This window comes from Pseudomonas sp. P39-UII1 (assembly GCF_039672635.1).
GTDB lineage: Bacteria > Pseudomonadota > Gammaproteobacteria > Pseudomonadales > Pseudomonadaceae > Aquipseudomonas.
This window is the reverse complement of sequence record NZ_JBDFPP010000011.1, coordinates 59,809-86,097: the sequence shown is the minus strand read 5'-3', so window position 1 is coordinate 86,097 and position 26,289 is coordinate 59,809. Positions and strand designations below refer to the sequence as shown.

At 63.2% G+C, this 26,289-nt stretch carries 24 protein-coding genes; 13 read left to right on the top strand and 11 right to left on the bottom strand.

Annotation, left to right across the window (positions count from 1 at the left end; genetic code table 11):
- Positions 1-166 precede the first annotated feature (166 nt).
- The 10 genes from rpoE (at position 167) to pdxJ (ending at position 10,070) form a co-directional block, all read left to right on the top strand.
- A complete protein-coding gene (gene rpoE, locus ABEH27_RS15700; RefSeq protein ID WP_003252049.1) occupies positions 167-748 on the top strand; it encodes an RNA polymerase sigma factor RpoE in 582 nt (193 codons plus the stop codon).
- Between the two features lie 31 nt (positions 749-779).
- Positions 780-1,370 (top strand): RseA family anti-sigma factor, encoded by a 591-nt coding sequence (locus ABEH27_RS15695; protein WP_346614477.1) that lies wholly within the window; start codon positions 780-782, stop codon positions 1,368-1,370.
- A gap of 12 nt (positions 1,371-1,382) precedes the next feature.
- Positions 1,383-2,348: a MucB/RseB C-terminal domain-containing protein gene (locus ABEH27_RS15690; RefSeq protein ID WP_346614476.1), complete on the top strand. Its 966-nt coding sequence runs from the start codon at positions 1,383-1,385 to the stop codon at positions 2,346-2,348.
- A 175-nt stretch (positions 2,349-2,523) separates the two neighbouring features.
- Positions 2,524-3,963: a DegQ family serine endoprotease gene (locus ABEH27_RS15685; protein WP_346614475.1), complete on the top strand. Its 1,440-nt coding sequence runs from the start codon at positions 2,524-2,526 to the stop codon at positions 3,961-3,963.
- Between the two features lie 183 nt (positions 3,964-4,146).
- On the top strand, positions 4,147-5,946 hold the full coding sequence (gene lepA / locus ABEH27_RS15680) for a translation elongation factor 4 (protein ID WP_346614474.1): 1,800 nt from the start codon (positions 4,147-4,149) through the stop codon (positions 5,944-5,946).
- A 5-nt stretch (positions 5,947-5,951) separates the two neighbouring features.
- Complete coding sequence (lepB, locus tag ABEH27_RS15675; RefSeq protein ID WP_346614473.1) at positions 5,952-6,806, top strand: signal peptidase I; 855 nt, start codon at positions 5,952-5,954, stop codon at positions 6,804-6,806.
- 161 nt (positions 6,807-6,967) lie between these two features.
- Positions 6,968-7,657: a ribonuclease III gene (rnc, locus tag ABEH27_RS15670; RefSeq protein ID WP_346614472.1), complete on the top strand. Its 690-nt coding sequence runs from the start codon at positions 6,968-6,970 to the stop codon at positions 7,655-7,657.
- On the top strand, positions 7,650-8,552 hold the full coding sequence (gene era, locus ABEH27_RS15665) for a GTPase Era (protein WP_346614471.1): 903 nt from the start codon (positions 7,650-7,652) through the stop codon (positions 8,550-8,552). The genes rnc and era overlap by 8 nt, the downstream gene beginning before the upstream one ends.
- Before the next feature lie 51 nt (positions 8,553-8,603).
- Positions 8,604-9,287, top strand: a complete 684-nt coding sequence (gene recO, locus ABEH27_RS15660; RefSeq protein ID WP_346614470.1) for a DNA repair protein RecO — start codon at positions 8,604-8,606, stop codon at positions 9,285-9,287.
- Between the two features lie 42 nt (positions 9,288-9,329).
- Entirely contained in the window at positions 9,330-10,070 is a 741-nt protein-coding gene (gene pdxJ / locus ABEH27_RS15655; RefSeq protein ID WP_346614469.1) for a pyridoxine 5'-phosphate synthase, read from the top strand.
- A 94-nt stretch (positions 10,071-10,164) separates the two neighbouring features.
- On the opposite strand, the gene ABEH27_RS15650 is transcribed toward pdxJ, so the two are convergent.
- Entirely contained in the window at positions 10,165-11,547 is a 1,383-nt protein-coding gene (locus ABEH27_RS15650; RefSeq protein WP_346614468.1) for a heavy metal sensor histidine kinase, read from the bottom strand.
- Positions 11,544-12,218 carry a heavy metal response regulator transcription factor gene (locus ABEH27_RS15645; RefSeq protein WP_346614467.1) on the bottom strand — a complete coding sequence of 225 codons (675 nt, stop codon included), beginning with the start codon at positions 12,216-12,218 and terminating at the stop codon, positions 11,544-11,546. The genes ABEH27_RS15650 and ABEH27_RS15645 overlap by 4 nt, the downstream gene beginning before the upstream one ends.
- Positions 12,219-12,449: 231 nt before the next feature.
- Between ABEH27_RS15645 and ABEH27_RS15640 the strand changes: the two genes are divergently transcribed.
- The gene (locus ABEH27_RS15640) at positions 12,450-12,653 is read left to right on the top strand and encodes a hypothetical protein (protein ID WP_346614466.1); all 204 of its coding nucleotides are present in this window, start codon (positions 12,450-12,452) and stop codon (positions 12,651-12,653) included.
- Positions 12,654-12,722: 69 nt separating this feature from the next.
- Here ABEH27_RS15640 and cmoB read toward each other — a convergent pair whose 3' ends face one another.
- The 7 genes from cmoB to ABEH27_RS15605 form a co-directional block, all read right to left on the bottom strand.
- A complete protein-coding gene (gene cmoB / locus ABEH27_RS15635; RefSeq protein ID WP_346614465.1) occupies positions 12,723-13,679 on the bottom strand; it encodes a tRNA 5-methoxyuridine(34)/uridine 5-oxyacetic acid(34) synthase CmoB in 957 nt (318 codons plus the stop codon).
- Entirely contained in the window at positions 13,676-14,419 is a 744-nt protein-coding gene (gene cmoA / locus ABEH27_RS15630) for a carboxy-S-adenosyl-L-methionine synthase CmoA (RefSeq protein WP_346614464.1), read from the bottom strand. The genes cmoB and cmoA overlap by 4 nt, the downstream gene beginning before the upstream one ends.
- An 89-nt stretch (positions 14,420-14,508) precedes the next feature.
- Positions 14,509-14,901: a protease inhibitor I42 family protein gene (locus tag ABEH27_RS15625; protein WP_346614463.1), complete on the bottom strand. Its 393-nt coding sequence runs from the start codon at positions 14,899-14,901 to the stop codon at positions 14,509-14,511.
- A gap of 170 nt (positions 14,902-15,071) precedes the next feature.
- The gene (gene lon, locus ABEH27_RS15620; protein WP_346614462.1) at positions 15,072-17,498 is read right to left on the bottom strand and encodes an endopeptidase La; all 2,427 of its coding nucleotides are present in this window, start codon (positions 17,496-17,498) and stop codon (positions 15,072-15,074) included.
- Between the two features lie 228 nt (positions 17,499-17,726).
- Positions 17,727-20,138 carry a glucose/quinate/shikimate family membrane-bound PQQ-dependent dehydrogenase gene (locus tag ABEH27_RS15615; RefSeq protein WP_346614461.1) on the bottom strand — a complete coding sequence of 804 codons (2,412 nt, stop codon included), beginning with the start codon at positions 20,136-20,138 and terminating at the stop codon, positions 17,727-17,729.
- 28 nt (positions 20,139-20,166) lie between these two features.
- A complete protein-coding gene (locus tag ABEH27_RS15610; protein ID WP_346614460.1) occupies positions 20,167-21,504 on the bottom strand; it encodes a carbohydrate porin in 1,338 nt (445 codons plus the stop codon).
- Between the two features lie 293 nt (positions 21,505-21,797).
- On the bottom strand, positions 21,798-23,843 hold the full coding sequence (locus ABEH27_RS15605; RefSeq protein ID WP_346614459.1) for a TonB-dependent receptor: 2,046 nt from the start codon (positions 23,841-23,843) through the stop codon (positions 21,798-21,800).
- A gap of 169 nt (positions 23,844-24,012) precedes the next feature.
- Here ABEH27_RS15605 and ABEH27_RS15600 point away from each other — a divergent pair, with 169 nt between their 5' ends.
- A complete protein-coding gene (locus ABEH27_RS15600; protein ID WP_346614458.1) occupies positions 24,013-24,234 on the top strand; it encodes a VF530 family protein in 222 nt (73 codons plus the stop codon).
- 1 nt (position 24,235) lies between these two features.
- A complete protein-coding gene (locus tag ABEH27_RS15595; RefSeq protein WP_346614457.1) occupies positions 24,236-24,877 on the top strand; it encodes a Pr6Pr family membrane protein in 642 nt (213 codons plus the stop codon).
- A 101-nt stretch (positions 24,878-24,978) separates the two neighbouring features.
- On the opposite strand, the gene ABEH27_RS15590 is transcribed toward ABEH27_RS15595, so the two are convergent.
- A complete protein-coding gene (locus tag ABEH27_RS15590; protein ID WP_346614456.1) occupies positions 24,979-25,737 on the bottom strand; it encodes a siderophore-interacting protein in 759 nt (252 codons plus the stop codon).
- Positions 25,730-26,275 (bottom strand): PadR family transcriptional regulator, encoded by a 546-nt coding sequence (locus tag ABEH27_RS15585; protein ID WP_346614455.1) that lies wholly within the window; start codon positions 26,273-26,275, stop codon positions 25,730-25,732. The genes ABEH27_RS15590 and ABEH27_RS15585 overlap by 8 nt, the downstream gene beginning before the upstream one ends.
- Positions 26,276-26,289: the final 14 nt, after the last annotated feature.

Genomic DNA, 26,289 nt, shown 5'->3' with positions numbered 1-26,289 from the left:
ATCGACGCAGCCGGCCGTGCCCGCGCCGCGTCTTCCGTGCGAGCCAGACCAAGGGCCGCAGGAAACTTGCTTGGAGGAGAGAACTTTTGCGAAAAGCCCGAGTCTATGTTTGCAAGCCTGAACGATGGCTTTTGCAACGCTCCTTCGAGTTCACTGAGGAGTGTTCATGCTAACCCAGGAAGAGGATCAGCAGCTTGTCGAGCGCGTGCAGCGCGGCGACAGGCGAGCGTTCGATCTGTTGGTGCTGAAGTATCAGCACAAGATTCTCGGGTTGATCGTGCGGTTCGTTCACGATACCCACGAGGCCCAGGATGTGGCGCAGGAAGCCTTTATCAAGGCCTACCGTGCGCTTGGCAATTTCCGCGGAGACAGTGCGTTTTATACCTGGCTGTACCGCATCGCCATCAACACGGCGAAGAACTACCTGGTGTCCCGTGGAAGACGGCCGCCAGACAGTGATGTGAGCTCCGAGGATGCGGAGTTTTACGACGGCGATCATGGTCTCAAGGATCTCGAGTCCCCAGAACGCTCCCTGTTGCGGGATGAAATCGAAGGCACTGTCCATCGCACCATCCAGCAACTGCCCGAAGATCTGCGCACGGCCCTGACCCTGCGTGAGTTCGATGGGTTGAGTTACGAAGACATTGCCAGTGTCATGCAATGTCCGGTGGGTACCGTGCGCTCTCGAATCTTCCGCGCTCGGGAGGCCATAGATAAAGCCCTGCAGCCGTTGTTGCAGGAAACCTGAGACAGCGGCGACAGCCAAGAGAGGAACCGCCATGAGTCGTGAAGCTTTGCAGGAATCGCTGTCCGCGGTAATGGATAACGAAGCGGACGAACTGGAATTGCGACGGGTGTTGAACGCCGTCGATGATGCCGAAACCCGTGCCACCTGGTCGCGTTACCAGGTAGCCCGCGCAGCGATGCACAAGGAGCTGCTGCTGCCCCAACTGGATATCGCCTCGGCGGTGTCTGCAGCGCTGGCTGACGAGGCCGTGCCGGCCAAAGTCAACAAAGGCCCATGGCGCAGCCTTGGTCGCCTGGCCGTTGCCGCCTCGGTCACCGTTGCGGTGCTGGCCGGCGTACGGATGTACAACCAGGACGAAATCACCGGTGCAGAACTGGCTTCGCAGCAACCTGTCCAGCAAGGCCTGAGCATGCCACAAACTCAGGGCCCGGCTGTTTTGGCAGGCTATAGTGAAAGCAGTGAGCAACCGACCGGGCCAATGGCCAACGGCGTGCTGCAGAACCAGGCCGGCTGGGACCAGCGTCTGCCAGGCTATCTGCGTCAGCACGCGCAGGAATCCGCGCTCAAGGGCACTGAAACTGCCCTGCCGTATGCCCGCGCCGCCAGCCTGGAAAACCGCTAAGTAAGGAGGATCATGCGCGCGCTACCTCTCTTGTCGCTGCTGATAGGCAGCTGCATGACGGTGCCAGCGTTGGCAGCCAACTCGTCGCCCGAGGCGAGCGAGTGGTTGAACAAGCTGGCACAGGCCGAGCAAAAGCAGAGTTATCAGGGCTCCTTCGTCTACGAACGAAACGGCAGCTTCTCTTCCCACGATATCTGGCATCGAGTTCAGGACGGCAAGGTCAGCGAGCGGCTTCTGCAGCTCGATGGCACTGCCCAGGAAATCGTGCGCGTGGATGGCAAGGTGCAATGCGTCAGCGGTGCCCTGGCCAGTGGAGTGAGCGACCTGCCTGACGCTGCGCCGCGCATGCTCGATCCCTTGAAGTTGATGAGTTGGTACGACTTGAGTGTGCAGGGCAAGTCGCGCGTCGCCGGCCGCGATGCGGTGATCGTCTCGCTCAGCCCGCGTGACCAGCATCGTTATGCGTTCGAGTTGCATCTGGACCGTAAAACCGGCCTGCCACTGCGCTCGTTGATGCTCAACGAAAAGGGGCAGTTGCTCGAACGCTTCCAGATGACCAGCCTCGATACCGACAATCTGCCGACTGATGCGCAGTTGCATGCCAGCGCTGCCTGCAAGCCGGTGGAGCGTGTCGCCAGTACCAAGACCGAAGCCGTTGCAGGTTGGCGATCGGACTGGCTGCCGCCAGGTTTCGAGTTGATCAACAGCACGGTACGCCGTGACCCCTCCCGTAACAGCGCCGTCAGCAGCCTGATGTACGACGACGGTCTGGCACGCTTCTCGGTGTTCCTCGAACCGGTGAAGGAAGATGCCAGCGCCGATGTGCGTACCCAGCTTGGCCCGACCTCGGCGGTTTCGCGTCGCCTGAACACGCCCAAGGGTAAGGTGATGGTTACCGTGGTCGGCGAAATTCCACTGGGTACCGCAGAGCGCATTGCGCTGTCGATGCGGCCCCAGGATGCTCAGGCGCGCCAGTGATGGCGCGTTTTTTCGGCCCATTCGAAGGCGTGCGGGCATGCGGCTGAAATGAAATTAAAGCATTGTCATTTGCAATCTCTCTGCAAATTTTCTATAGGTCAGGCTTCTTGAAGTCTGGCCTTTCCTGCTTCTGCAGGGGTCTTACGTTAACTACGCTCGTTGTGACGGGAGCCGTATGTCAATACCACGCTTGAAACCCTACCTATCGATGTTCGCCGCCGTGCTCATGCTCGGTCAGGTGCTCACCGCCCAGGCCGCGGAAGCCCTGCCGGACTTCACCACCCTGGTCGAGCAGGCCTCGCCGGCCGTGGTCAACATCAGTACCAAGCAGAAGCTGCCGGACCGCCGCATTGCCGCCGGGCAGATGCCGGACCTCGAAGGCCTGCCGCCGATGTTCCGCGAGTTCTTCGAGCGCAACATACCGCAGCAGCCGCGTTCGCCGCGGGGTGATCGCCAGCGTGAGGCGCAGTCGCTGGGCTCGGGCTTCATCATTTCCAGCGATGGCTATGTGCTGACCAACAACCATGTGGTCGCCGATGCCGATGAAATCATCGTCCGCCTTTCAGACCGCAGCGAATTGCAGGCCAAGCTGGTCGGCACCGACCCGCGCACCGACGTGGCGCTGCTGAAGGTCGAGGGCAAGAACCTGCCAACGGTGAAACTGGGCGACTCCGAGAAGCTCAAGGTGGGTGAGTGGGTGCTGGCCATCGGTTCGCCGTTCGGCTTCGACCATTCGGTAACCAAAGGTATCGTCAGTGCTAAGGGGCGTACCCTGCCCAATGACACCTATGTGCCGTTCATCCAGACCGACGTGGCGATCAACCCGGGTAACTCTGGCGGCCCGCTGTTCAACATGAATGGTGAGGTGGTGGGTATCAACTCGCAGATCTTTACCCGTTCGGGCGGCTTCATGGGCCTGTCGTTCGCCATTCCGATCGACGTGGCCATCGATGTCTCCGATCAGTTGAAGAAAGACGGCAAGGTCAGCCGTGGCTGGCTGGGGGTGGTGATCCAGGAGGTCAACAAGGACCTCGCGGAATCCTTCGGCCTCGACAAACCGGCCGGTGCCCTGGTGGCGCAGGTGCTGGAAGACGGCCCGGCCGCCAAGAGCGGCCTGCAGGTGGGTGATGTGATCCTGAGCATGAACGGCCAGCCGATCGTCATGTCGGCTGACCTGCCGCACCTGGTCGGTACCCTCAAGGATGGCGCCAAGGCCAAACTGGAGATCATTCGCAATGGCAAGCGCCAGAACCTGGATGTGACCATTGGCGCTATGCCGGATGACGATGCCGATATCGCCACCGGTACCGGCGCCGACGGCAGCGCCGAGCGCAGCAGCAACCGCCTGGGTGTATCAGTCTCTGACCTGACCGCCGAGCAGAAGAAATCGCTGGAGCTCAAAGGCGGCGTTGTCATCAAAGAGGTTCAGGACGGCCCGGCAGCGATGATCGGCCTGCGTCCGGGTGATGTCATCAGCCACCTGAACAACCAGGCGATCGCCTCGGCCAAGCAGTTCACCGAAATCGCCAAGGACCTGCCGAAGAACCGCTCGGTGTCCATGCGTGTGCTACGCCAGGGGCGAGCGAGCTTCATCACCTTCAAGCTAGCGGAATAAGCTGGTCTGCAGGTAGGAAAGGGCAGCTTCGGCTGCCCTTTTTCATGAGTGTTCACAATTATTTGCCGGAGTCGGCCTGTATCGTGCGTCAGAGGAATCTCCCATATCCCTGCTGGTTGAGGTACAATTCCCGGCTATTTTTCGGCGGGCGTCCGGCTCGCAGCCTTTTCCGAGTGTTGACCCGTGAGTGATTTGAGTCATATCCGCAATTTCTCCATCATCGCCCACATCGACCATGGCAAGTCGACGCTGGCCGACCGTTTCATCCAGATGTGCGGCGGCCTGTCGGCGCGCGAAATGGAAGCGCAGGTCCTCGATTCCATGGACCTGGAGCGCGAGCGCGGGATCACCATCAAAGCCCACAGCGTCACGCTTCACTACAAGGCACTGGACGGCAAGACCTACCAGCTGAACTTCATCGACACGCCTGGCCACGTTGACTTCACCTATGAGGTTTCGCGCTCGCTGGCTGCCTGTGAAGGCGCATTGCTGGTGGTGGATGCCGGCCAGGGCGTTGAAGCCCAGTCCGTCGCCAACTGCTACACCGCCATCGAGCAGGGCCTCGAAGTGATGCCGGTCCTGAACAAGATGGACCTGCCCCAGGCCGACCCGGACCGCGTCAAGGACGAGATCGAGAAGATCATCGGTATCGACGCCACCGACGCCGTGGCCTGCAGCGCCAAGAGCGGCATGGGCGTGGACGAGGTGCTCGAGCGCCTGGTGCACACCATTCCCGCGCCCGAAGGCGAGATCGACGCACCGCTGCAAGCGCTGATCATCGATTCCTGGTTCGACAACTACCTGGGCGTGGTCTCGCTGGTGCGTGTGCGCCAGGGCCGCGTCAAGAAGGGCGACAAGATCCTGGTCAAGTCCACCGGGAAGGTGCACCTGGTCGACAGCGTCGGTGTCTTCACGCCCAAGCATACCCAGACCGCTGATCTGAAAGCCGGTGAAGTAGGCTTCATCATCGCCAGCATCAAGGACATTCACGGTGCACCGGTAGGTGACACCCTGACCCTGTCCTCGACCCCCGAGGTCGAAGTGCTGTCAGGCTTCAAGAAGATCCAGCCACAGGTCTATGCCGGCCTGTTCCCGGTCAGCTCCGACGACTTCGAGGACTTCCGCGACGCCCTGCAGAAGCTGACCCTGAACGACTCGTCGCTGCAGTACATGCCGGAAAGCTCCGACGCACTGGGCTTTGGCTTCCGCTGCGGCTTCCTGGGCATGCTGCACATGGAGATCATCCAGGAGCGCCTGGAGCGCGAATACGACCTGGACCTGATCACCACCGCCCCGAGCGTGATCTACGAGCTGGAGCTCAAGACCGGCGAAACCATCATCGTCGACAACCCGTCGAAGCTGCCTGATGTCTCGTCTGTCACCGATTTCCGCGAGCCGATCGTCACCGCGACCATTCTGGTGCCGCAGGAACACCTGGGCAACGTCATCACCCTGTGCATCGAGAAACGTGGCGTACAGCGCGACATGCAGTTCCTCGGCAGCCAGGTGCAAGTGCGTTACGACATGCCGATGAACGAGGTGGTGCTGGACTTCTTCGACCGCCTCAAGTCCACCAGCCGCGGCTATGCTTCGCTGGACTATCATTTCGATCGCTACCAGTCGGCCAACCTGGTCAAGCTGGATGTACTGATCAACGGCGACAAGGTCGATGCCCTGGCATTGATCGTGCACCGCGACAACGCGGCCTACAAAGGCCGTGCGTTGACCGAGAAGATGAAGGAGCTGATCCCTCGGCAGATGTTCGATGTGGCGATCCAGGCAGCCATCGGCGGCCAGATCATTGCGCGGACAACCGTCAAGGCGCTCAGAAAGAACGTACTGGCCAAGTGCTACGGTGGTGACGTCAGCCGTAAGAAAAAGCTGCTGGAGAAGCAGAAGGCCGGTAAGAAACGCATGAAACAGGTGGGCAACGTGGAGATTCCACAAGAAGCCTTCCTCGCCGTGCTCAGGTTGGATAGCTAGGTCCTATGTCGCTAAATTTCCCGCTGTTGCTCGTCATCGCCGTAGCCGTTTGCGGTCTGTTGGGTTTGATCGATCTGCTGTTCCTGGCCCCGCGCCGGCGGGCAGCGATCGCCAACTACCAGGGTAGCGTCACCCAGCCAGAAATGGCCGTGGTCGAGCGCCTGAACAAGGAACCGTTGCTGGTCGAGTACGGCAAGTCGTTCTTCCCGGTGCTGTTCATCGTGCTGGTATTGCGTTCGTTCCTGGTCGAGCCGTTCCAGATCCCTTCCGGGTCGATGAAGCCGACCCTGGAAGTGGGCGATTTCATCCTGGTGAACAAGTTCTCCTACGGCATTCGCCTGCCGGTGATCGACAAGAAAGTCATCGAAGTCGGTGACCCGCAGCGCGGCGATGTGATGGTGTTCCGCTACCCAAGCGACCCTAACGTCAACTACATCAAGCGTGTGGTTGGCCTGCCGGGCGACCAGATCCGCTATACCAACGACAAGCGGTTGTACGTCAATGGTCAGCCGATCGCCGAGCAGCTGGTCGGCGCCGAGCCAGGCACCCTGGGCAGCGCCGAGCTGTACAAGGAAAAACTGGGCGAGGCCGAACACCTGATCCGCAAGGAAATGACCCGTTATCGCATGCCGCCGGACCAGCAATGGACCGTGCCAGCCGGCCATTACTTCATGATGGGCGACAACCGCGACAACTCCAACGACAGCCGTTACTGGGATGACCCGAACATTCCCAAGGAACTGCACGGCATGGTTCCGGACCGGAACATCGTCGGCAAGGCCTTCGCGGTGTGGATGAGCTGGCCAGAGCCAAAACTCAGCCACTTGCCCAACCTGTCGCGGGTCGGCCTGATCCATTGATACCCATCGGCGCTGTCCAGCAGACAGCGCCGAATGCATTTCTGACATAGGCTGTGTTCTCAGGGATCGAGAGTTTCGTTGCTCGCCGCGACGGGCCACAGCCAAACAGTCTTTCAGGAAGTTGATTTGAACAACGCGTTGAACAACCAACGGGTGGCTGCATGAGTGCTTCCCTTGCCCGTCTCGAGCGCAAGCTCGGTTACACCTTCAAAGACCAGGACCAGATGGTGCTGGCCCTGACCCATCGCAGCTACGCCGGGCGCAACAATGAGCGCCTGGAGTTTCTTGGCGATGCCATCCTCAACTTCGTCGCCGGCGAGGCGCTGTTCGAGCGCTTCCCGCAGGCCCGCGAAGGCCAGCTGTCGCGCCTGCGCGCGCGGCTGGTCAAGGGCGAGACCCTGGCCCGCCTGGCCAGGGGCTTCGACCTGGGTGAGTACCTGCGTCTGGGCTCCGGTGAGCTAAAGAGCGGCGGTTTCCGTCGCGAGTCGATCCTGGCGGATGCCCTCGAAGCCCTGATCGGTGCCATCTACCTGGATGCCGACATGCAGACCGCCCGCGAGCGCGTGCTGGCCTGGTTGACCGACGAGTTCGACAGCCTGACCCTGGTCGATACCAACAAAGACCCGAAAACCCGCCTGCAGGAATTTCTGCAGTCGCGTAGCTGTGAGCTGCCTCGTTACGAGGTCGTGGACATCCAGGGCGAACCGCACTGCCGTACCTTCTTCGTCGAATGCGAAGTGGTGCTGCTGAACAACAAGAGCCGTGGCCAGGGCGTGAGCCGGCGTATTGCCGAGCAAGTCGCCGCCGCCGCTGCATTGATCGCCCTGGGCGTGGAGAATGGCAATGACTGAGAACAATCCGACCCGCTGCGGCTACGTGGCCATCGTCGGCCGCCCCAACGTGGGCAAATCGACCTTGCTCAACCACATCCTCGGGCAGAAGCTGGCGATCACCTCGCGCAAGCCGCAGACCACCCGTCACAACATGCTCGGCATCAAGACCGAGGGTGATGTGCAGGCGATCTACGTCGATACCCCAGGCATGCACAAGGCCAACGACAAGGCCTTGAACCGCTACATGAACCGCAATGCCTCGGCCGCGTTGAAAGACGTCGACGTGGTGATTTTCGTGGTTGACCGTACGCGCTGGACCGACGAAGACCAGCTGGTGCTCGAACGCGTCCAGTACGTGACCGGCCCGCTGATCATTGCGGTCAACAAGACCGACCGCATGGACGAAAAGGCCGACCTCATCCCGCATCTTCAGTGGCTGCAGGAGCAACTGCCGAATGCCGAGGTCGTGCCGATCTCCGCGCAGCAGGGTCACAACCTCGAATCGCTCGAAGGCCTGATCGCCAAGCACCTGCCGGAAAACGACCACTTCTTCCCGGAAGACCAGATCACCGACCGCAGCAGCCGCTTCCTGGCCGCCGAGCTGGTGCGCGAGAAGATCATGCGTCAGCTGGGTGCGGAGCTTCCGTACCAGATCACCGTGGAGATCGAAGAGTTCAAGCAGCAGGGCCATGTACTGCACATCCACGCTCTGATCCTGGTGGAGCGTGACGGGCAGAAGAAGATCATCATTGGCGACAAGGGCGAGCGCATCAAACGCATCGGTTCCGACGCGCGCAAGGACATGGAAACCCTGTTCGACGCCAAGGTCATGCTCAACCTCTGGGTCAAGGTCAAAGGCGGTTGGTCCGACGACGAGCGCGCCCTGCGTTCGCTGGGCTACGGCGACCTGTAACCCCCATCAGTGGCCCGGATTTATCCGGGCTTCTGCTTTCAGGCCAATCCCATGGAACAACCTGTCGGCCAGCCGGCCTACGTGCTGCACAGCCGTGCCTACAAGGAGACCAGCGCACTGGTGGACTTCTTCACGCCGCAGGGCCGCCTGCGCGCGGTGTTGCGCCGTGCACGGGGCAAGGGTGGCAGCCTGGTGCGGCCGTTCGTGCCGCTGGAAGTGGAACTGCGCGGGCGTGGCGAGCTGAAGAACGTCGGGCGCCTGGACAGCGTCGGTATTGCCGCCTGGTTGCATGGTGATGCGCTGTTCAGCGGGCTGTACCTGAACGAATTGTTGATGCGCCTGCTGCCTGCCGAAGCACCCCAACCCGAATTGTTCGAGCATTACGCCCTGACCCTGCAGGCGCTGGCGGCCGGGCGTGCGCTCGAACCGCTGTTGCGCTCTTTCGAATGGCGCCTGCTGGAAGATCTGGGCTACGCCTTCGCCCTGGACCATGACGTCAATGACGCGCCCATAGAAGCCGAAGGCCTGTACCGCCTGCGGGTCGATGCCGGCCTGGAACGCGTGTACTTGCTACAGCCGGGCCTGTTCAACGGCGTCGAGCTGTTGGCCCTGGCCCAGGCCGACTGGGAGGCCCCCGGCGCCTTGCTCGCGGCCAAGCGCCTGATGCGCCAGGCACTGGCCGTGCACCTGGGGCCAAAACCACTGGTCAGCCGGGAACTGTTTCGCAAGCGCTGAGCACATCGTATGCTGTGGGGCTAAATCTTCAGGAGAGCTTTCGTGACTCACAGCAACCGCATGCTTCTCGGCGTCAACATCGACCACGTGGCAACTTTGCGCCAGGCCCGCGGCACACGTTACCCGGACCCGGTCAAAGCGGCGCTGGACGCCGAGGAAGCGGGTGCCGACGGCATTACCGTGCACCTGCGCGAAGACCGTCGGCATATCCAGGAGCGCGACGTGCTGGTGCTCAAGGACGTGCTGCAAACGCGCATGAACTTCGAGATGGGCGTCACTGAAGAGATGATGCTGTTCGCCGAAAAGATCCGCCCGGCGCATATCTGCCTGGTACCCGAAACCCGTCAGGAGCTGACCACCGAAGGTGGCCTGGACGTGGCGGGTCAGGAGGCACGGATCAAGGCTGCGGTGGAGCGCCTGGCGCGCACCGGCGCTGAAGTGTCGCTGTTCATCGATGCGGACGAGCGGCAGATCGAAGCCTCGCGCCGCGTGGGTGCACCTGCCATCGAGCTGCACACCGGCCGTTATGCCGACGCTGAAACCCCCACCGATGTGGCTGAAGAGCTCAAGCGTATTGCCGATGGCGTCGCCTTTGGCGTTGGTCAGGGGCTGATCGTCAATGCCGGCCATGGCCTGCACTACCACAACGTGGAGGCAGTGGCGGCGATCAAGGGCATCAATGAACTGAACATCGGCCATGCGCTGGTGGCCCATGCGCTGTTCGTCGGCTTCAAGGCGGCGGTGGCGGAGATGAAGGCACTGATAGTGGCAGCTTCGCGCTGAATTCATGTTGTCAGTACCGGCCCCCACACCTTGAGCGCGGCGCGTTACCTGTGGGAGCCGGCTTGCCGGCGATGAGGCCTGAACTGACAACAACCTATTCGGTTCGAAACACCAGCGAAAACCGGGTAGGTCCTGTGGGACTGCTGATCACCTCAACGCGCCCCCCATGCAGCTGCATGATCGACTTCACGATCGCCAGCCCCAGCCCTGTCCCGCCCTCCAGCCGTGAACGCCCTGACCCCGCGCGGTAGAACCGCTCGAACAGCCGCGGTTGATGTTCATCGGCAATCCCCAGCCCCTGGTTGGCCACCCATAGCCAGACCTCTTCGCCATGGCGTTCGATGCCCAGGTTCACTTCGTGGTCTTCAGGGCTGTGCCGAATCGCATTGCTCAACAGGTTTGACAGCGCTCGCTGGAACATCAACCTGTCCGCCAGCGCGGTGCCCCAACCCTGCAGCCGCAGCGTCAGCCGTTTGTGTTCGGCGCTGAAGGCAAACAGCTCCATCACCTGTTCAGCCTCGTCCGCCAACGCCAGCGGCTTGAGCGCTACTCGCGCCTGCGGCTGGCTGACCTGGGCAAGGAACAACATATCGTTGATGATGCGGTTGAGCCGGGTCAGTTCCTCGACGCTGTCTTCCAGCACTTCGCGGTAGTTTTCGCTGTCCCGCTCGCGGGCCAGGGTTACCTGGGCCTTGCCCATCAAATTGCTCAACGGCGTACGCAGTTCATGGGCGAGGTCATCGGAGAACTGCGACAGCTGGCTTACACCTTGGTCCAGGCGGTCGAGCATCACGTTGATGCCGTGGGCCAGCTCGGCGAGCTCCAATGGCAACCCTTTGTCGGGCAGGCGGTGCTGCAGGTCGTGCGCGGACACCTGCCCGGCAATTCGCCGGAACTGGCGCAGCGGCTTGAGGCCACGCTGCATCAGCCACCACGCGCCAGCGCCAATCAGCACCAGCAGCAGCGGCAGGGCGAGCAGGGTAGAGCGCAGGTAGGCCTGCAGCAGGTCGCTGTCGTCGGCACGGTCGAGTGTCATCATCACCCGCACCGGCGTGTCGTCGCGCAGGCGCATCAGGCGGGTCGCGGTCAGCAGCTGCTTGCCGGTGCTGTCGCGCCATTCGTGGTAGCTCAAGCGCGCCTCGGCGCGCAGCTCGCCCACCCGTGCTTCCAGCGCCGGGCCCAGGCTGAGCAGGTGCGGGTGGCGGCCATCGAGTGCCCGCACGGTGAGGCTGAGGTTGTCGTGGCCCATCACCAGGTCGAGCAGCGGGTGAGCGCGAGTGCCGAGGTCTTCGCTGCGCAGGTCGACCCGCAGGTTGTGCTCCACCTGCAGCATCTTGCGGGCCAGGTCCTTGCGCGCGCGGCTGTCCAGTTCATGGTCGAGGGCAAAGACCGCCAGGCACGCCAGCAGCAGAACGAGCGCAGCGCCCATCAGGGTCACGCTCAGGCCAAGGCGCAGGGACAGGCTGGCCTGCTTCACGCGCGCGCTTCCAGCACGTAGCCAACGCCGCGCAGGGTGTGGATCAGCTTGTCTTCGAACGGGTCGTCGATCTTCGCCCGCAGGCGGCGGATCGACACCTCGACCACGTTGGTGTCGCAGTCGAAATTCATGTCCCACACCAGCGAAATGATCTGGGTACGCGACAGCACCTCACCGCTCTGGCGCATCAACAGGTGCAGCAGGGCGAACTCCTTGGCCGTCAGGTCGATGCGTTGCCCGGCGCGGTAGGCGCGGTGGCGGCCTGGGTCGAGTTCCAGGTCGGCAACGCGCAGGGTGCTGGGCTGCAGTTGCTGATCGTTACGGCGTAGCAGGCTGCGGATGCGCGCCAGCAGTTCGGGAAACTCGAACGGCTTGAGCAGGTAGTCGTCGGCACCCAGGTCCAGCCCTTTGACCCGATCGGCCAGGCGGCCGTGGGCGGTGAGCATCATGATGCGCGTGGCCGATTCGGCGCGCAGGCGCTGCAGCACGGTCCAGCCATCGAGTTCGGGCAGGTTGACGTCGAGAATGACCAGGTCGTAGGGCTGTTGACGTGCCAGGTGCAGGCCGTCGATGCCGGTGTGGGCGCAGTCAACCACATAGCCGTTTTCGCGCAGGCCTTGCTGCAGGTAGTCGGCGGTACGCAGTTCGTCCTCGATGATCAATAGGCGCATGGCGGGCTCAGGGTGGTGAAAGGAGAGCGATTCTTCACCCTGTAGCAGGATCAGGGTCAAGCGGCAGGATGTTACGGCATGAGAACGGCCGAGTGACGCAGATAACAGATTTGTAACCCGGGTGTTATCTGGCTGTTGCACATTGCAGGACTGTAATACCCGCCTCACCTTGCCGTTACCTAGGCCTCGCTAGCATTGCCCCATCTGATCGGTTATCACGAGGCAACCACGATGCACCTGAGCAAATACCTGCTGCTGGCAATCCTCGCCCTGGGCAGCGCCAGCGCCTACGCCGAAGGCGGCGCCGAACGCTCCCGCCAGTTCTGGCAAGCCTTCCGCGAAGATCAGCAACGCCTGCACGGCGACAAGCAGCAGGCAGTGGCCGAGCGCGAGCGCAAGGCGCAGGAAAAAGCCCGCGAGGTAGCGAAGGACTAGTACGGCACCACCTGTGCCGCGTCTGCTCCTCGGCACAGGTGTATTCAGGCGCCCGGATGGGCGCCTTTTTTATTTGCGCGCCACCAGTGTGGCGCGGCGCGGGGCCGGGAGGCCTTCGATGGTTTTGCTGTGGTCGTTCGGGTCGAGGAAATCGCCCAGCGACTGGTAGCGCATCCATTCGGTGCTGCGCTGCTCCTCGACGCTGGTCACGCTGACATCCACGCAGCGCACATCGCTGAAGCCGGCGCGGCGCAACCAGCGCTCCAGCGCAGGCACCGAAGGCAGGAACCAGACGTTGCGCATCTGCGCATAACGGTCTTCGGGCACCAGTACCTGCTGCTCGTCACCTTCGATAACCAGGGTTTCCAGCACCAGTTCGCCGCCTTTGACCAGGCAGTCCTTCAGCGCCAGCAAGTGCTCGATGGGCGAGCGACGGTGGTAGAACACGCCCATGGAAAACACCGTGTCGAAGCCTTCGAGGTTGGCCGGCAACTCTTCCAGTGCAAACGGCAGGTGCCAGGCGGGCAGGTCGGGCAGGTATTGCTGCACGGCCTGGAACTGGCAGAAGAACAGCCAGTTGGGGTCGACGCCGATGACCATGTCGGCGCCGGCACCGAGCATGCGCCACTGGTAGTAGCCGTTGCCGCAGCCGACATCGAGCACGCGTTTGCCCCTGAGGTCCAGGTGCGGGCCGACACGCGACCACTTCCAGTCCGAGCGCCACTCGGTGTCCACATGCACGCCGAACAGGTCGAACGGCCCTTTGCGCCAGGGCGACAGGCCCATCAGGGCTTCACGCATCTGCATGCGCGTGGCGTCGTCACAGTCGCAGTCCAGGCGCAGGCCGTTGACCAGGTCGATTTCGCTTGGCTTTACGGCCGGCAGGGCATCCAGGGCACCGCGCCAGCGGTCGAGGTCGCCGTGGCCTTTTTCCAGTTTGGCTTGCAGTTGTGCTTGCAGGCCTTGCGACCAGCAAGCCAGTGGCGTGCCCGCCAGGCGGCGGACGAGGGGGGACAGATCGATCATGGCAGGGCTATCAGCGAGGCGAAGTTAAGGCATTGGAACCACGGCACCACCTTGCTGAAGCCCGCAGCGCGCAGGCGCTCGGTATGGGCTTGCAGGGTATCGGGCCTCATCACGTTCTCGATGGCGCTGCGCTTCTGGGCAATTTCCAGTTCGCTGTAGCCATTGGCCCGCTTGAAGTCCAGGTGCAGGTCGTTGAGCAGCGTCTGCTCCTCGTCATCGGCGAAACGCAGTTTCTCCGAGAGGATCAGCGCACCGCCGGGCAGCAGGGCCTGGCGGATACCGGCGAGCAGCGCCAGGCGTTGCTCGGGGGCGATGAACTGCAGGGTGAAGTTCATCGCCACCACCGAGGCGGGCTCGAAGGGCAGGGCGAGGATGTCCGCTTCCAGCACCTGCACCGGCAGCAGCTCCTGGAACATCGAGTCCTGGGCGGTGAGGTATTGGCGGCAGCGTTCGACCATGGCCGCCGAGTTGTCCACGGCAATCACTCGGCAGCCTTCGCTGCGCACATGGCGGCGCAACGATTGGGTGACGGCGCCCAGCGACGCGCCGAGGTCATACAAGGCGGTGTTCGGCTGGGCGAAGCGCGCCGCGAGCACGCCGAGGTTCTCGACGATGGTCGGGTAACCGGGCACCGAGCGCTTGATCATGTCCGGGAACACGCGCACCACGTCTTCGTTGAACACGAAGTCGGGGACTTGCTCCAAAGGCTGGGCGAAAAGGCGGTCGGGCTGTTTGCTCACGGTGAATCCAGGCGGCTGACAAGAGGCAGGGCCGGCATTCTAGCCAAACCGCGACAAGGATGCATGGTTGGCTGACCAGCGCTGTGCGATCAGTAGACCTGCACGGCGCAATCGAAGGTCTGCACCGGGCGAACTTCCGGGGCCCAGGGCTGCTGGTAGACCAGCACCAGGTGACCCTCACCGGCGGCACGGGCTTCGAAGCGCCAGGTGGAGATACCCGCGCTGCCGACGATCCCTGCGTCCTCAGGGGCGCTGTACACCTCGGGGCCAAGGCTGCGCAAAACGTTCGAGGCCGGGTTCTGCACCAGCCAGCGGTAGCCGGTTGTGGGGTTGCTGGGCAGGGTCAGCGTCAGGCTCTGGCCTACCTGCAGGCGCTGTGGGCATTCGCTTTCGGCATCGAGTTCTACCGGCTGCCTGGTTGGATGGGCGCAGGCGGTCAGCAGGGCAAGGCTCAGGGGAACGAGCAGACGAGCAGTAGTCATGGTGGCTCCGAAGGCTGTCGATGGCCTGAGGATAACCGAAGCAGGTGCGGTTTTGTGCTGGCACTTCTGGCCTCATCGCCGGCAAGCCGGCTCCCACAGGTACCGCGCCACGCTCAAGGGCAGCGCTGTACCTGAGGGTGCCGGCTTGCCGGCGATGAGGCCAGTGCAGGTTAGAACAATATTTTCGCCACGTCGGCAAAGCGCTTGGCGAAGTGGACGGTCAGGCCTTCACGCAGGTACTCCGGCAATTCTTCGAAGTCACCACGGTTTGGCTCCGGCAGGATCAGCTCGAAGATTTTCTGACGCCGCGCCGCGATCACCTTCTCGCGCACGCCGCCAATCGGCAGCACCTGGCCGGTGAGGGTCAACTCGCCGGTCATCGCTACGCCTTTTTTCGGCGCCTGGTCGCGGGCCAGCGACAGCAGTGCGCTGGCCATGGTGATACCCGCACTCGGGCCATCCTTGGGGGTAGCGCCTTCAGGTACATGCAGGTGAATGAACGCCTCGTTGAAGAAGCTCGGGTCACCGCCAAACTGCTTGAGGTTGGAGCTGACATAGCTGTAGGCGATTTCGGCAGATTCCTTCATCACGTCACCCAGCTTGCCGGTGAGCTTGAAGCCGCGGTTCAGCGTATGGATGCGGGTTGCCTCGATCGGCAGGGTCGCGCCACCCATGCTGGTCCAGGCAAGGCCGGTAATCACGCCTTTGCCAGCCAGCACCTGCTCACTGCGGAACACTGGCATGCCGAGCGCGGCCTCCAGGTCCTTGGTGCCGATCTTGAGCTTGGCATCCGGGTCTTCCAGCAGCCTGACCACAGCCTTGCGCACGAGCTTGCCCAGCTGTTTTTCCAGCTGGCGCACGCCGGCTTCGCGGGCGTAACCCTCGATCACCAGGCGCAGGGCACTGTCGCTGATGCTCAGGCTGTTTTTCGACACGCCGGCCTTTGCCAGCTGCTTGGGCCATAGGTGGCGCTTGGCGATGGCCAGCTTTTCTTCAGTGATGTAGCCAGACAGGCGGATCACTTCCATGCGGTCGAGCAACGGGCCGGGGATCGAGTCCAGGGTGTTGGCGGTGCACACGAACAGCACCTTGGACAGGTCCAGGCGCAGGTCCAGGTAGTGGTCGAGGAAATCGACGTTCTGCTCGGGGTCGAGGGTTTCCAGCAGGGCCGAGGCAGGGTCGCCCTGGTAGCTCTGGCCCATCTTGTCGATCTCGTCGAGCATGATCACCGGGTTCATCACCTCGACGTCCTTCAGCGCCTGCACCAGCTTGCCCGGCTGGGCGCCGATGTAGGTGCGGCGGTGGCCCTTGATCTCGGCTTCATCGCGCATGCCACCGACGCTGAAGCGATAGAACGGGCGGCCGAGCGATTCGGCGATAGACTTGCCGATGCTGGTCTTGCCCACGCCGGGCGGGCCCACCAGCAGCACGATCGAGCCGCTGATCTCGCCCTTCCAGGCGCCAACGGCAAGAAACTCGAGAATACGTTCCTTGATGTCATCCAGGCCGGCGTGGTGCTGGTCGAGCACCTTGCGCGCATGCTTGAGGTCAAGTTTGTCCTTGCCATACACGCCCCAGGGCAGGGCGCTGGCCCACTCCAGGTAGTTGCGGGTGACGGCGTATTCGGGGGAGCCGGTTTCCAGGATGGCCAGCTTGGCCATTTCTTCGTCGATACGCTTCCTGGCCTGCTCCGGCAGCGTCTTGCCTTGCAGGCGCTGCTCGAACTGCTCCAGGTCGGCGCTGCGGTCGTCCTTGGTCAGGCCCAGCTCCTGCTGGATGACCTTGAGCTGTTCCTTGAGGAAGAACTCACGCTGGTGCTCGCCGATCTGCCGGTTGACCTCTGCGGAGATCTCGTTCTGCAGGCGTGCGACCTCGACTTCCTTGCGCAGCATCGGCAAGACCTTCTCCATGCGCTTGAGCATGGGCACGCAGTCGAGCACTTCCTGCAGCTGGTTGCCGGTGGCCGAGGTGAGCGCTGCGGCAAAGTCGGTGAGCGGCGACGGGTCATTGGGGCTGAAGCGGTTGAGGTAGTTCTTCAACTCTTCGCTGTACAGCGGGTTGAGCGGCAGCAGTTCCTTGATCGCGTTGATCAGGGCCATGCCGTAGGCCTTGACCTCGTCGGTCGGCTCGCTTGGCTGGCGCGGGTATTCGACCTCGACCAGGTAGGGCGGGCGATGGTGCTTGAGCCAGGTGCGGATGCGCACCCGGGTGAGGCCCTGGGCGACGAACTGCAGTTTGCCGTTTTCACGGCTGGCGTGGTGCACTTTGACCAGGGTGCCGTACTCCGGCAAAGCCGAAGTGTCGAAATGGCGGTGGTCTTCTGGCGGGGTGTCCATGAAGAACAGGGCCAGGCAGTGGTCCTGTGACTTGGCAACCAGGTCGAGGGTTTCGGCCCAGGGTTCTTCGTTGACGATAACCGGCAGCACTTGGGCCGGGAAGAACGGGCGGTTGTGGATCGGGATCACATGCACCTTGTCCGGCAAACGTTGGCCGGGCAGGGCGAGGGCGTGGCCATGGCCGGTTTCGGCCTGGGCATCGAGGTGTTCGATTTCGCTGTGTTCGTCAGGTTGTTCCGGGAAATCCTGCTGGTCGCTCATGGTGCACCTGCGTGAATGACTATGGTGCTTAGATGGGGCGCGGGGGGATGGGTTTCAATGGTAGACGAAGGGAGGAGGGGAGGGGTTTCATCTTCGCGGGCCTGCGCCGGCCTCATCGCCGGCAAGCCGGCTCCCACAAGTACGGCGCAGCGCTTGAATACAGCGCCGTACCTGTGGGAGCCGGCTTGCCGGCGAATGCGGCGGTAAGGTCACCGCCGCAGTTGAGGGTTACTCAGCGAGTTTGTAAGCGATGATGTAATCGCCCATCTTGGTGCCCAGCGAGCCGTGGCCGCCGGCGACGATCAGCACATACTGCTTGCCGTCCTTGCCGGTGTAGGTCATCGGCGTGGCCTGGCCACCCGCTGGCAGGCGGGCTTTCCACAGCTCCTTGCCGTTGTTCACGTCATAGGCGCGCAGGTACTGGTCGAGGGTGCCGCTGAGGAAGCCAACGCCACCGGCGGTGACGATCGAGCCGCCCATGCTCGGCACACCCACCGGCATGCCGATCGGTACCGGGGTGCTGTCGCGGGTAGTGCCGTTCTTGCGCTTCCACACCACCTTGTTGGTGAACAGGTCGATGGCCGCCACATAGCCCCAGGCCGGCGCCTGGCACGGTACGCCCAGCGGCGACATGAACGGGTGCATGATCACCGCGTAAGGTGCGCCGGTGTTCGGCTGCACGCCGCTGGTCTCGCTTTCGCGCTTGCTGCCGGCGGCAACCTGCTCACGCGGGACCATTTTCGACACGAAGGCCATGTAGTTGGGCGAGGTGAACAACAGTTGGCGCACCGGGTCGACCGAGACGCCGCCCCAGTTGAACACGCCAACGTTGCCCGGGTAGATCAGCGAGCCCTGCTCGGACGGCGGGGTGTACTGGCCTTCGTAGCGCAGTTCGCGGAACTGGATACGGCACAGCATCTGGTCGAACGGCGTGGCGCCCCACATGGCCTGTTCGGTCAGGTCCGGGCCGAGCAGGTTGAGGTCGGAGCGGGCCTGGGTGGGCGCGGTGTGGTCGCCTTTGACAGCGCCCTGCGGTACCGGGATCTCGCGAACCGGCACGATCGGCGTACCGTCGCGGCGGTCGAGCACGTACAGGCTGCCCTGCTTGGTCGGCACGATGATCGCGGGTTTCACGTCGTCCTTGGTCTTCAGGTGCACCAGGGTCGGCTGGCTGCCAACGTCCATGTCCCACAGGTCGTGGTGAGTGAACTGGTAGTTCCAGCGCGCCTTGCCGGTGGCCAGGTCCAGGGCGACCACGCCGGCGCTGTATTTCTCGGCGCCTGGGGTGCGGTTGGCGCCGTACTGGTCGGGGGTCTGGTTGCCCAGCGGCAGGTAGACCATGCCCAGGTCTTCATCGACGCTGGCCAGCGACCACATGTTGGCCGAGTTGCGGCTGTAGGTCTTGCCCGGGGCCAGTGGCTTGGTGTCGTCCGGGTTGTTGCTGTCCCAGTTCCAGACCAGGCGGCCATCGTGCACGTCATAGGCACGGATCACACCGGACGGCTCGTTGGTCGACTCGTTGTCGGTGACGTGGCCACCGATGATCACCAGGCTGCGGGTGACTGCCACCGGCGAGGTGGAGTAGTAGCCGCCGGCGGTGAACGGGCCGATACCGGTGGTCAGGTCGATCGCGCCCTGGTTGGCGAAGCCTTCGCAGACCTTGCCGTTGTCGGCGTTGATGGCGATCAGGCGGGCATCGGCGGTGGGCAGGTAGAGGCGGCGTGGGCAGGCCTGGGCGACGGCCTGGCCAGCGTCCGAGACTTTCGGCGCGGGGCTGCCATCGCGGCTGACGTAGCTGTTCTCGTCATAGTACGAGACGCCACGGCAGGTCATGTGGGCGAAGCCCTTGAAGGTGCCGACCGGGGTCTTGATCTGCGGGTCGTAGCGCCAGATCTCGGCACCGGTGTCCGGGTCCAGGGCCAGCACCTTGCTGTGGGCGGTGCAGGCGTAGAGCATGCCGTTGGCTTTGAGCGGCGTGTTCTCGTTGGTCAGCTCGACCGGGTCGTTGTCGGTAGGCAGGTCACCGGTGCGGATGCGCCAGGCTTCTTCCAGGCGGTAGGCATTCTGTGCGGTGATCTGGCGCAGCGGCGAATAGCGGTCGCCATGCTCGGTGCGGCCATAGGCCTGCCAGTCGCCGTCAGGCATGGCCGGCGCGGCGCTGCCCATTTCGCTGTTGTCGCGGCCCAGCTCGCCGAACACTTCGCCCGGGTGGGTGAACTGGCTGCCCAGCGCGCAGGCGCCGGAGGCCAGCACCGCGACGCTGAGCACGGCGACGTTGGCCTTGTTGGCCGGGCCAATCAGCGGGCGGCGTGCCCATGGCAGCAGCAGCACCACGCCGATGGCGAACCAGATGGCCAGGCGCGGCACCAGCTGCCACCAGTCCAGGCCGACCTCCAGCAATGCCCATACCGTGCTGCCCAGCAGCACCAGGCCGTACAGGCCCAGGCCCAGGCGGCGCTGGGCCAGCAGCAGGACGCCCGAGAGGGCAAAGCCGATACCGGCGACCAGGTAATACAGCGACCCGCCCAGCTGGCTCAGCTTGATGCCGCCCGCCAGCAGGGCCAGGCCCATCAGCAACAGCAGCACGCCCATCAGGCGCGGTAGCCAGCGGCTTCCATTCTTGGCACCGTCAGTGCTCATCGTATGTTCTCCGTTAGGTGAAAGGTTGTCAGAAAGTGCTTTGGATCTTCAGGCCGCCGATCAGGGCGTCGTCAACCTGCGACACCCCGCCCGGGTGGCGGATGTATTGCAGGTTCGGACGCACCGTGAGCCAGTCGGCCAGGTGAATGCCGTAATAGAGTTCAGCGCTGTATTCGGTGTCCTGCACAGGCAGGAAACCTGGGTTGTCATAGTCGTAGACGCCGGCAGCCTGGTTGGCCAGGCGGGCGTTCTTGCGGTAGGCAGGGTTGACGTGCACGCGGGCGAGGGCGAAACCGATGTCGTCCTTGGCGCGGGCGTCGAAGGGGCCCTTGTATACCAGTCCTGCCTGCACATAGTTGTCGATGGCATTGGTCTTCTTGTCGTGCACCGTGGCGTTGGCGAACAGGCTCAGGCCGCGCGACTGGTCGGAGGCCAGCGAAGTGACTTGCTGCTGGGCACCGATCCACAGGCCGTGCTTGCTCGAACTGCTGCGGTAGGCGGCGCCACTGATGGCGGCCGGCTGGCCGTTGCTGTCCTTTAGAACATCCTGTGCCTTGGCATTACTGTAGTAGTACCCGGCGCGATATTCCCCTTTCAGGCCATTCAGCCGTGGGCTCCAGACCAGTTCGACCGGCATCACGGCGCCTTGGGTGCCGCTGCCGCTGAGCTTGAAGCCGTTGCCGGATTCGAGGTTGGAAGGGTTCTGCTCGAACACTCCGACCTGGGCGTAGAGCGCTTCGTTCAGGTTGTAGCGCACGCGCAGGGCCCACTGGCTGACCGGCCAGTTGTACCAGATGCCACCCACCCAGTTGCCCACCTGCGAGCCGCAGAAGGCCAGGTTCTGGAAGTCGCAGGGGAAGCTGTTGAAGTCTTCGCCTTCGCCGAAGCGGCCGAATTTGACGTCCAGTGCGCCATCGAAGTACTTCTGCTTGATCCACATCTGCGTCAGCCGCCAGGTTTCGCCACGGCCCCAGACTTCCTGGGCCGAGGTGAAGCCGCCGACCCGCGGGTCGTTGATGCGGTCGTTGCTGATGTTGTCGCCGTGGCGTTCGGTGATGGTCAGCTGCAGTTCAGTGTCTTGCCAGCCGAGGATCTTCTCCAGGTCCAGGTGGCTACCGAACGTGAACTGGTCGCTGTAGCGCGCGGTGCGGTCGTGGTCGTAGCCGCCGTGCAGGTTGCTGCCCATCTCGCCGGTGTAGCCAAGGGTGAAGTCGTAGCCTTGTTCGAGCAGCTCGCTGCGCGTGCCGCCCCAGTCCCCAAGCATCCACGGGGAGTCGCTGGCGAACATTTCGCTGGCGCTGACGCTGGGCGACAGGCTGGCGGCGAGGGCGAGAAAAACTGGGCCGATGTAGCGGTTGTCAGGCATGAGATAGCGCTATCTTTTGATTATTTAAAAAATGGCAAGCGCACCGATGAGCGGGCTCTTCGATGGATATGGCGACAGATCAGGAAGTGAAGCGATTCAGCTTGCGGCGGGGAGGATATAGGGGAAGTTGTAAGAAAAAAAGACAAATTGTCGCAGTTGATTGTTGCTGGTTTGGTAACAGTAACGATTTGGGGGCTGCTTTGCAGCCCATCGCCGGCAAGCCGGGCTCCCACAGGTAAAGTGCGGCGGAGATCCTGTGGGAGCGGGCTTGCCCCGCGAAGGCCTCCATGCAATCAGAAGGTTGTACGCAAACCCACCTCCACACTGCGCCCCGGCGCCGGCGCGATATCCCGCAGAATCGAACTGGCGTAACGCACCGTCTGATCTGTCAGGTTCTCACCGCGCACGAACGCCAGCCACTGGCTCTGCCCGATATCGAAGCGATAACCGACGCTGGCCCCCAGTGTGGTGTAGCCATCGGTGCTGGTTTCATTGGCCGGTTTGCGGTGCTGCGCCGTTGCATGCTGCACATCCACCCGTGCCTGCCACCGGTCCAGTTCCCAGACCAGGCCGCTGTTCAGGCGCAGCGGTGCAATGCGTGGCAACGGCTCGCCGCTGTCGAGGTTCTTGGCCCGGGTGTAATCGCCTGACAGCTCCAGCGCAAAGCTGCCGTAGCGGTTCTCGAGCAACTGCCAGCGGTCCTGGGCCTCGATACCATAGAAGCGCGCCCGCACGCCCTGATACCGATACTCCGGGAACCCACCGTCGTCGTGATCGTGGTCATGATCGTCCTCGCCGTGATCGTGATCATGCCCTTCACGCACATTGCCCGTGCCGATCAAGCCGATGTAGTTGCGAAAATGGCTGTAGAACACCCCGACACTGCCCTTGTGGGTGCCGTTGTCGAAGCGCAGGGCAAGGTCGGCGGAGATCGCCTTCTCCTTGTTCAGGCTGGCATCACCGACCTCATAGGCGCCGGTGGCGACGTGGGCGCCATTGGCATACAGCTCGTAGAACGTCGGGGCGCGTTCGGTGTAGCCAAGGTTGGCGGCCAGTGCCCAGACCGGGTCGAGCTGGTAAACCGCGCCTGACGACAGGCTGAAGGCGTTGAAACTGCTGGCGCTGTCCGCGTCGACGAAGTTCTCGTTGCCCTTGGCGTCCGGGTCGACGCGAGTATGTTCAAGGCGCGCGCCGAGGCTGAGGTTGAGGCGCTCGGTGGCCTGCCACTGCTCGAGCATGAACAACGCCAGGCTGTCGGTATCGGTGTGCGGCACGAAGGCTTCTTCACCCAGCGCCGAGAACTCGTTGCGGCTGACCTGCGCACCAATCACCCCTTCAAGCGGGCCGAGCGGTTGGTGACGGGCCTCGATACGTGCCTCGTAGCCCTTGTTCTTGAAGGTGGTGTGCACCTCGCCTTGTTCGATTTCGCTGTGTTCGTAGTCGGTGTAGCCGGCATCGACCTTCACCGAACTGAACGGGCCCTCCAGGTCCCGCAGTTCGGAGGCGAACGCGTAGTGGTCCTGCTTCATGTCCAGGCGCACGCCGGGTTCTGCGACCGAGCCGTAGTTACTGTCGTAACGGCTGTAAGACAAGCCCGCATAGCCGTGATCCCAGTGATAGGAACCACCCATCGCGCCGCCATCCTGGCGCCCGTCGCTGTTCTCCAGGCGGTGCTTGCTACCGGGTTCGTCAGCGTCGCGCACCTTTGAGCTGCGGGCGTAGCCGGGGATGCGCAGGTCGTTGAACTGGCGGCTATTGGCATCCAGGTGCAGGGCGAAGGTGCCGTCGCCCGCTTCCAGCTTGCCGGCGCTGCTGCGGGTGGTGTCGGCGCCGCCGTAACGCAGCTCGCCGGCGCCATGGATGCCGTCGATGGGCGAGTCGGGGATGCGATTGTCGAAGGTGTTGACCACGCCACCGATGGCGTTGCCGCCATACAGCAGGGCGGCCGGGCCCCGGACGATTTCGACGCGCTCGACGGTGACCGGGTCCAGCGGCACCGCGTGGTCGTAGGACAGCGCCGAGGCATCGAGAGCGCCGACACCGTTACGCAGGATGCGGATGCGGTCGCCGTCAAGGCCACGGATCACCGGGCGGCTGGCGCCAGGGCCAAACCAGGTAGAGGCGACACCCGGCTGTTTGTTGAGGGTTTCGCCGAGGCTGCCGTGCTGTTGCTGCAGCAGGTCGTCACCGTCGAGCACCGTGCTCGGGGCGGCTAGCTGGCGGTTGCCCAGCGGATTGGCGGTGATCACCTGGGGTTCGAGTTCCACGGCCTGGCTGGGTGATGAAGCGAGCCAGAGGGCGACGGCGAGGGGTGAGAGGCGTAGGGGAGAGCACAACATGGAAAGTGACGGTCCTTGGCAGATGCTTATGTGTTGTTACAATATAACATCACTATTTCAGCACAGAGGTTTCGCCGTTTGCCAGCTGTTTTTGCATTGGCATCTGCTGCATCCCCTTCGCCACTACACTCGTGTAAGGTGCGCATCTTTCCAACGCTGGAGCACTGGCATGAGCACGGCCCAACACAACGCGCTGCACGGCAAGACCCTCGAACAGATCCTCAACGAGCTGGTGGCGCACTACCAATGGCAGGGCTTGGCCGAGCGCGTGGATGTGCGTTGCTTCAAGAGCAACCCGAGCATCAAGTCGAGCCTGGCCTTCCTGCGCAAGACGCCCTGGGCGCGTGAGAAAGTCGAGCAGTTGTACGTGAAGCTGCAGCGCAACGCCTGAGATGCCGCGTCGTCCGTGGCTGACCCTGGCCGCCATGCTCGGCTGGCTGGGCCTGACCGTGCAGGTTTACCTGGTGCTGCTGGCGCGCTGGCAGGAGCAGGCCAGCCTGATTGGCGGGCTGATCAATGTGTTCGGCTATTTCACGGTGCTGACCAATACCTTGGTGGCTACGGTGCTCAGCTATGCGGCCTTCGGGCGCGAGTGTGGCGCGAAGCGTTTCTTCCTTTCGCCCTCGGTGAGCTCTGCGGTGGCTGCCAGCATCGTGCTGGTGGCGCTGGCCTACAGCGTGCTGCTGAGGCACCTGTGGCAACCGCAAGGTTGGCAGTGGCTGGCGGATGAGCTGCTGCACGATGTGATGCCTGCGCTGTACGTCCTGTACTGGTGGTTCGAGGTGCCCAAAGGGCATCTGCGCCTTTGGCACCTGGCGCTGTGGGCGCTGTATCCGGCTGTGTATTTTGCTTATGCGCTATGGCGTGGCAGCGAGATCGGGGTTTACCCGTACCCGTTCATCGATGTGGCGACCCTGGGGTATGGGCAGGTGATGCTCAATGCGTTTGGCGTGCTGGCGGGGTTCTGGGTGATTTCGCTGGTGTTGCTGGGGCTGGATCGGTGGCGTGGGTGGCGGTTGCGGGATATTGCTTAGCTTGTGCCGGCCTCATCGCGGGCAAGCCCGCTCCTACAGGTTCTGTGGAGATCCTGTAGGAGCGGGCTTGCCCGCGATGAGGCCAGTACCGGCGCGACAGACTATTCGTCGTCTGCAGCCCCATCAGCTCGCCAGTAGGCAGCTGCCTTGAGCGCATCTTCTGCAGCTCCCTTTTCCAGCAGCAGCGCCTTGACCTGCCGCGTCAGCGACTTCTCCAATGCCACCCAGCTGTAGAGTTTCCCTTCAGGCAAGCTCAGCCCCTGCAGCACCGCCAGCAAGTCTTCCCCGCGCTTGACCCAGATGATTTCCACCTCAGCCTTGCTCGGCAGCGGCTGGCGTTCCTGCTCATCCTCGATCTGCACCACCGCCAGCACACGTCGCCCGGCTGGCAGTTCCTCGAGGCGCCGCCCGATCGCCGGAATGGCCGTTTCATCGCCAATCAGCAGGTAGCTGTCGAAGATATCCGGCACCACCATCGAAGCACGGGGGCCGGCGATGTTCAGCGTCTGCCCCGGTGCCGCCTGTGCGGCCCAGGTTGAAGCGGGGCCATCGCCGTGCATTACGAAGTCGATGTCCAGTTCATGGGTGACGAGGTCGATACGCCGTGGGGTGTACTCGCGCATGGTCGGCCGGGCACCGCCGTCGCGGCCCAGGTTGCGGGCGTCGATGGCCTGCTGTTGCTCGGCGGTTTCGGCGAACAGCAACTTGATGTGGTCGTCGCTACCCAGGCTGGTGAAGCCCTGCAGTTCGGGGCCGCCGAGGGTGATGCGGCGCATGCGCGGGGTCAGGTCGGTAACCCGCAGCACCTGCAGGCGACGCTGGCGGATTTCGTGGTTGACGCGGTGAATGGTGTCACTCATGGGCGTTCTCCATGGCAGGTTCGGCCGGCCCGGAGGCGATGGCCTTGGCGGTATCGTTGAGCAGCGTGCGGACCCGTTCGATCTCGTCCGGGTTCCAGCGGCCGCTGTGCATGTGCAGGGCATGGCGCAGGTTGCCGACCGCTTCATGAATCTCGGGCGGGCGGTCATGGCCGCGCAGGGCGCGCTTGCTGACTTCGATGCGCATGCGCACCCCGTCGAGGGCCACGGCCTGGTCGGTGAGGGCCGTGCGGCCGGCTGCGGTGATGGCGTAAAGGCGTTTGCTGCCTTGCACCTGGCCACTGATCAGCTCGGCCTCTTCAAGAAAGTTGAGCGTGGGGTAGATGACCCCGGGGCTGGGCGTGTAGCTGCCGTCGAACAGGTTCTCGATCTGGCGGATCAGGTCATAGCCATGGCCAGGCTGCTCGGCCAGCAGCGACAGCATCAGTAGTTTCAGGTCGCCCGGGGCGAATACCCGCGGGCCGCGTTCACCGCGGCCGGGGCGACGCTCGAAGGGGTCGTGGCTGGAATGGTCGCGCATCGATGACGGGCTCC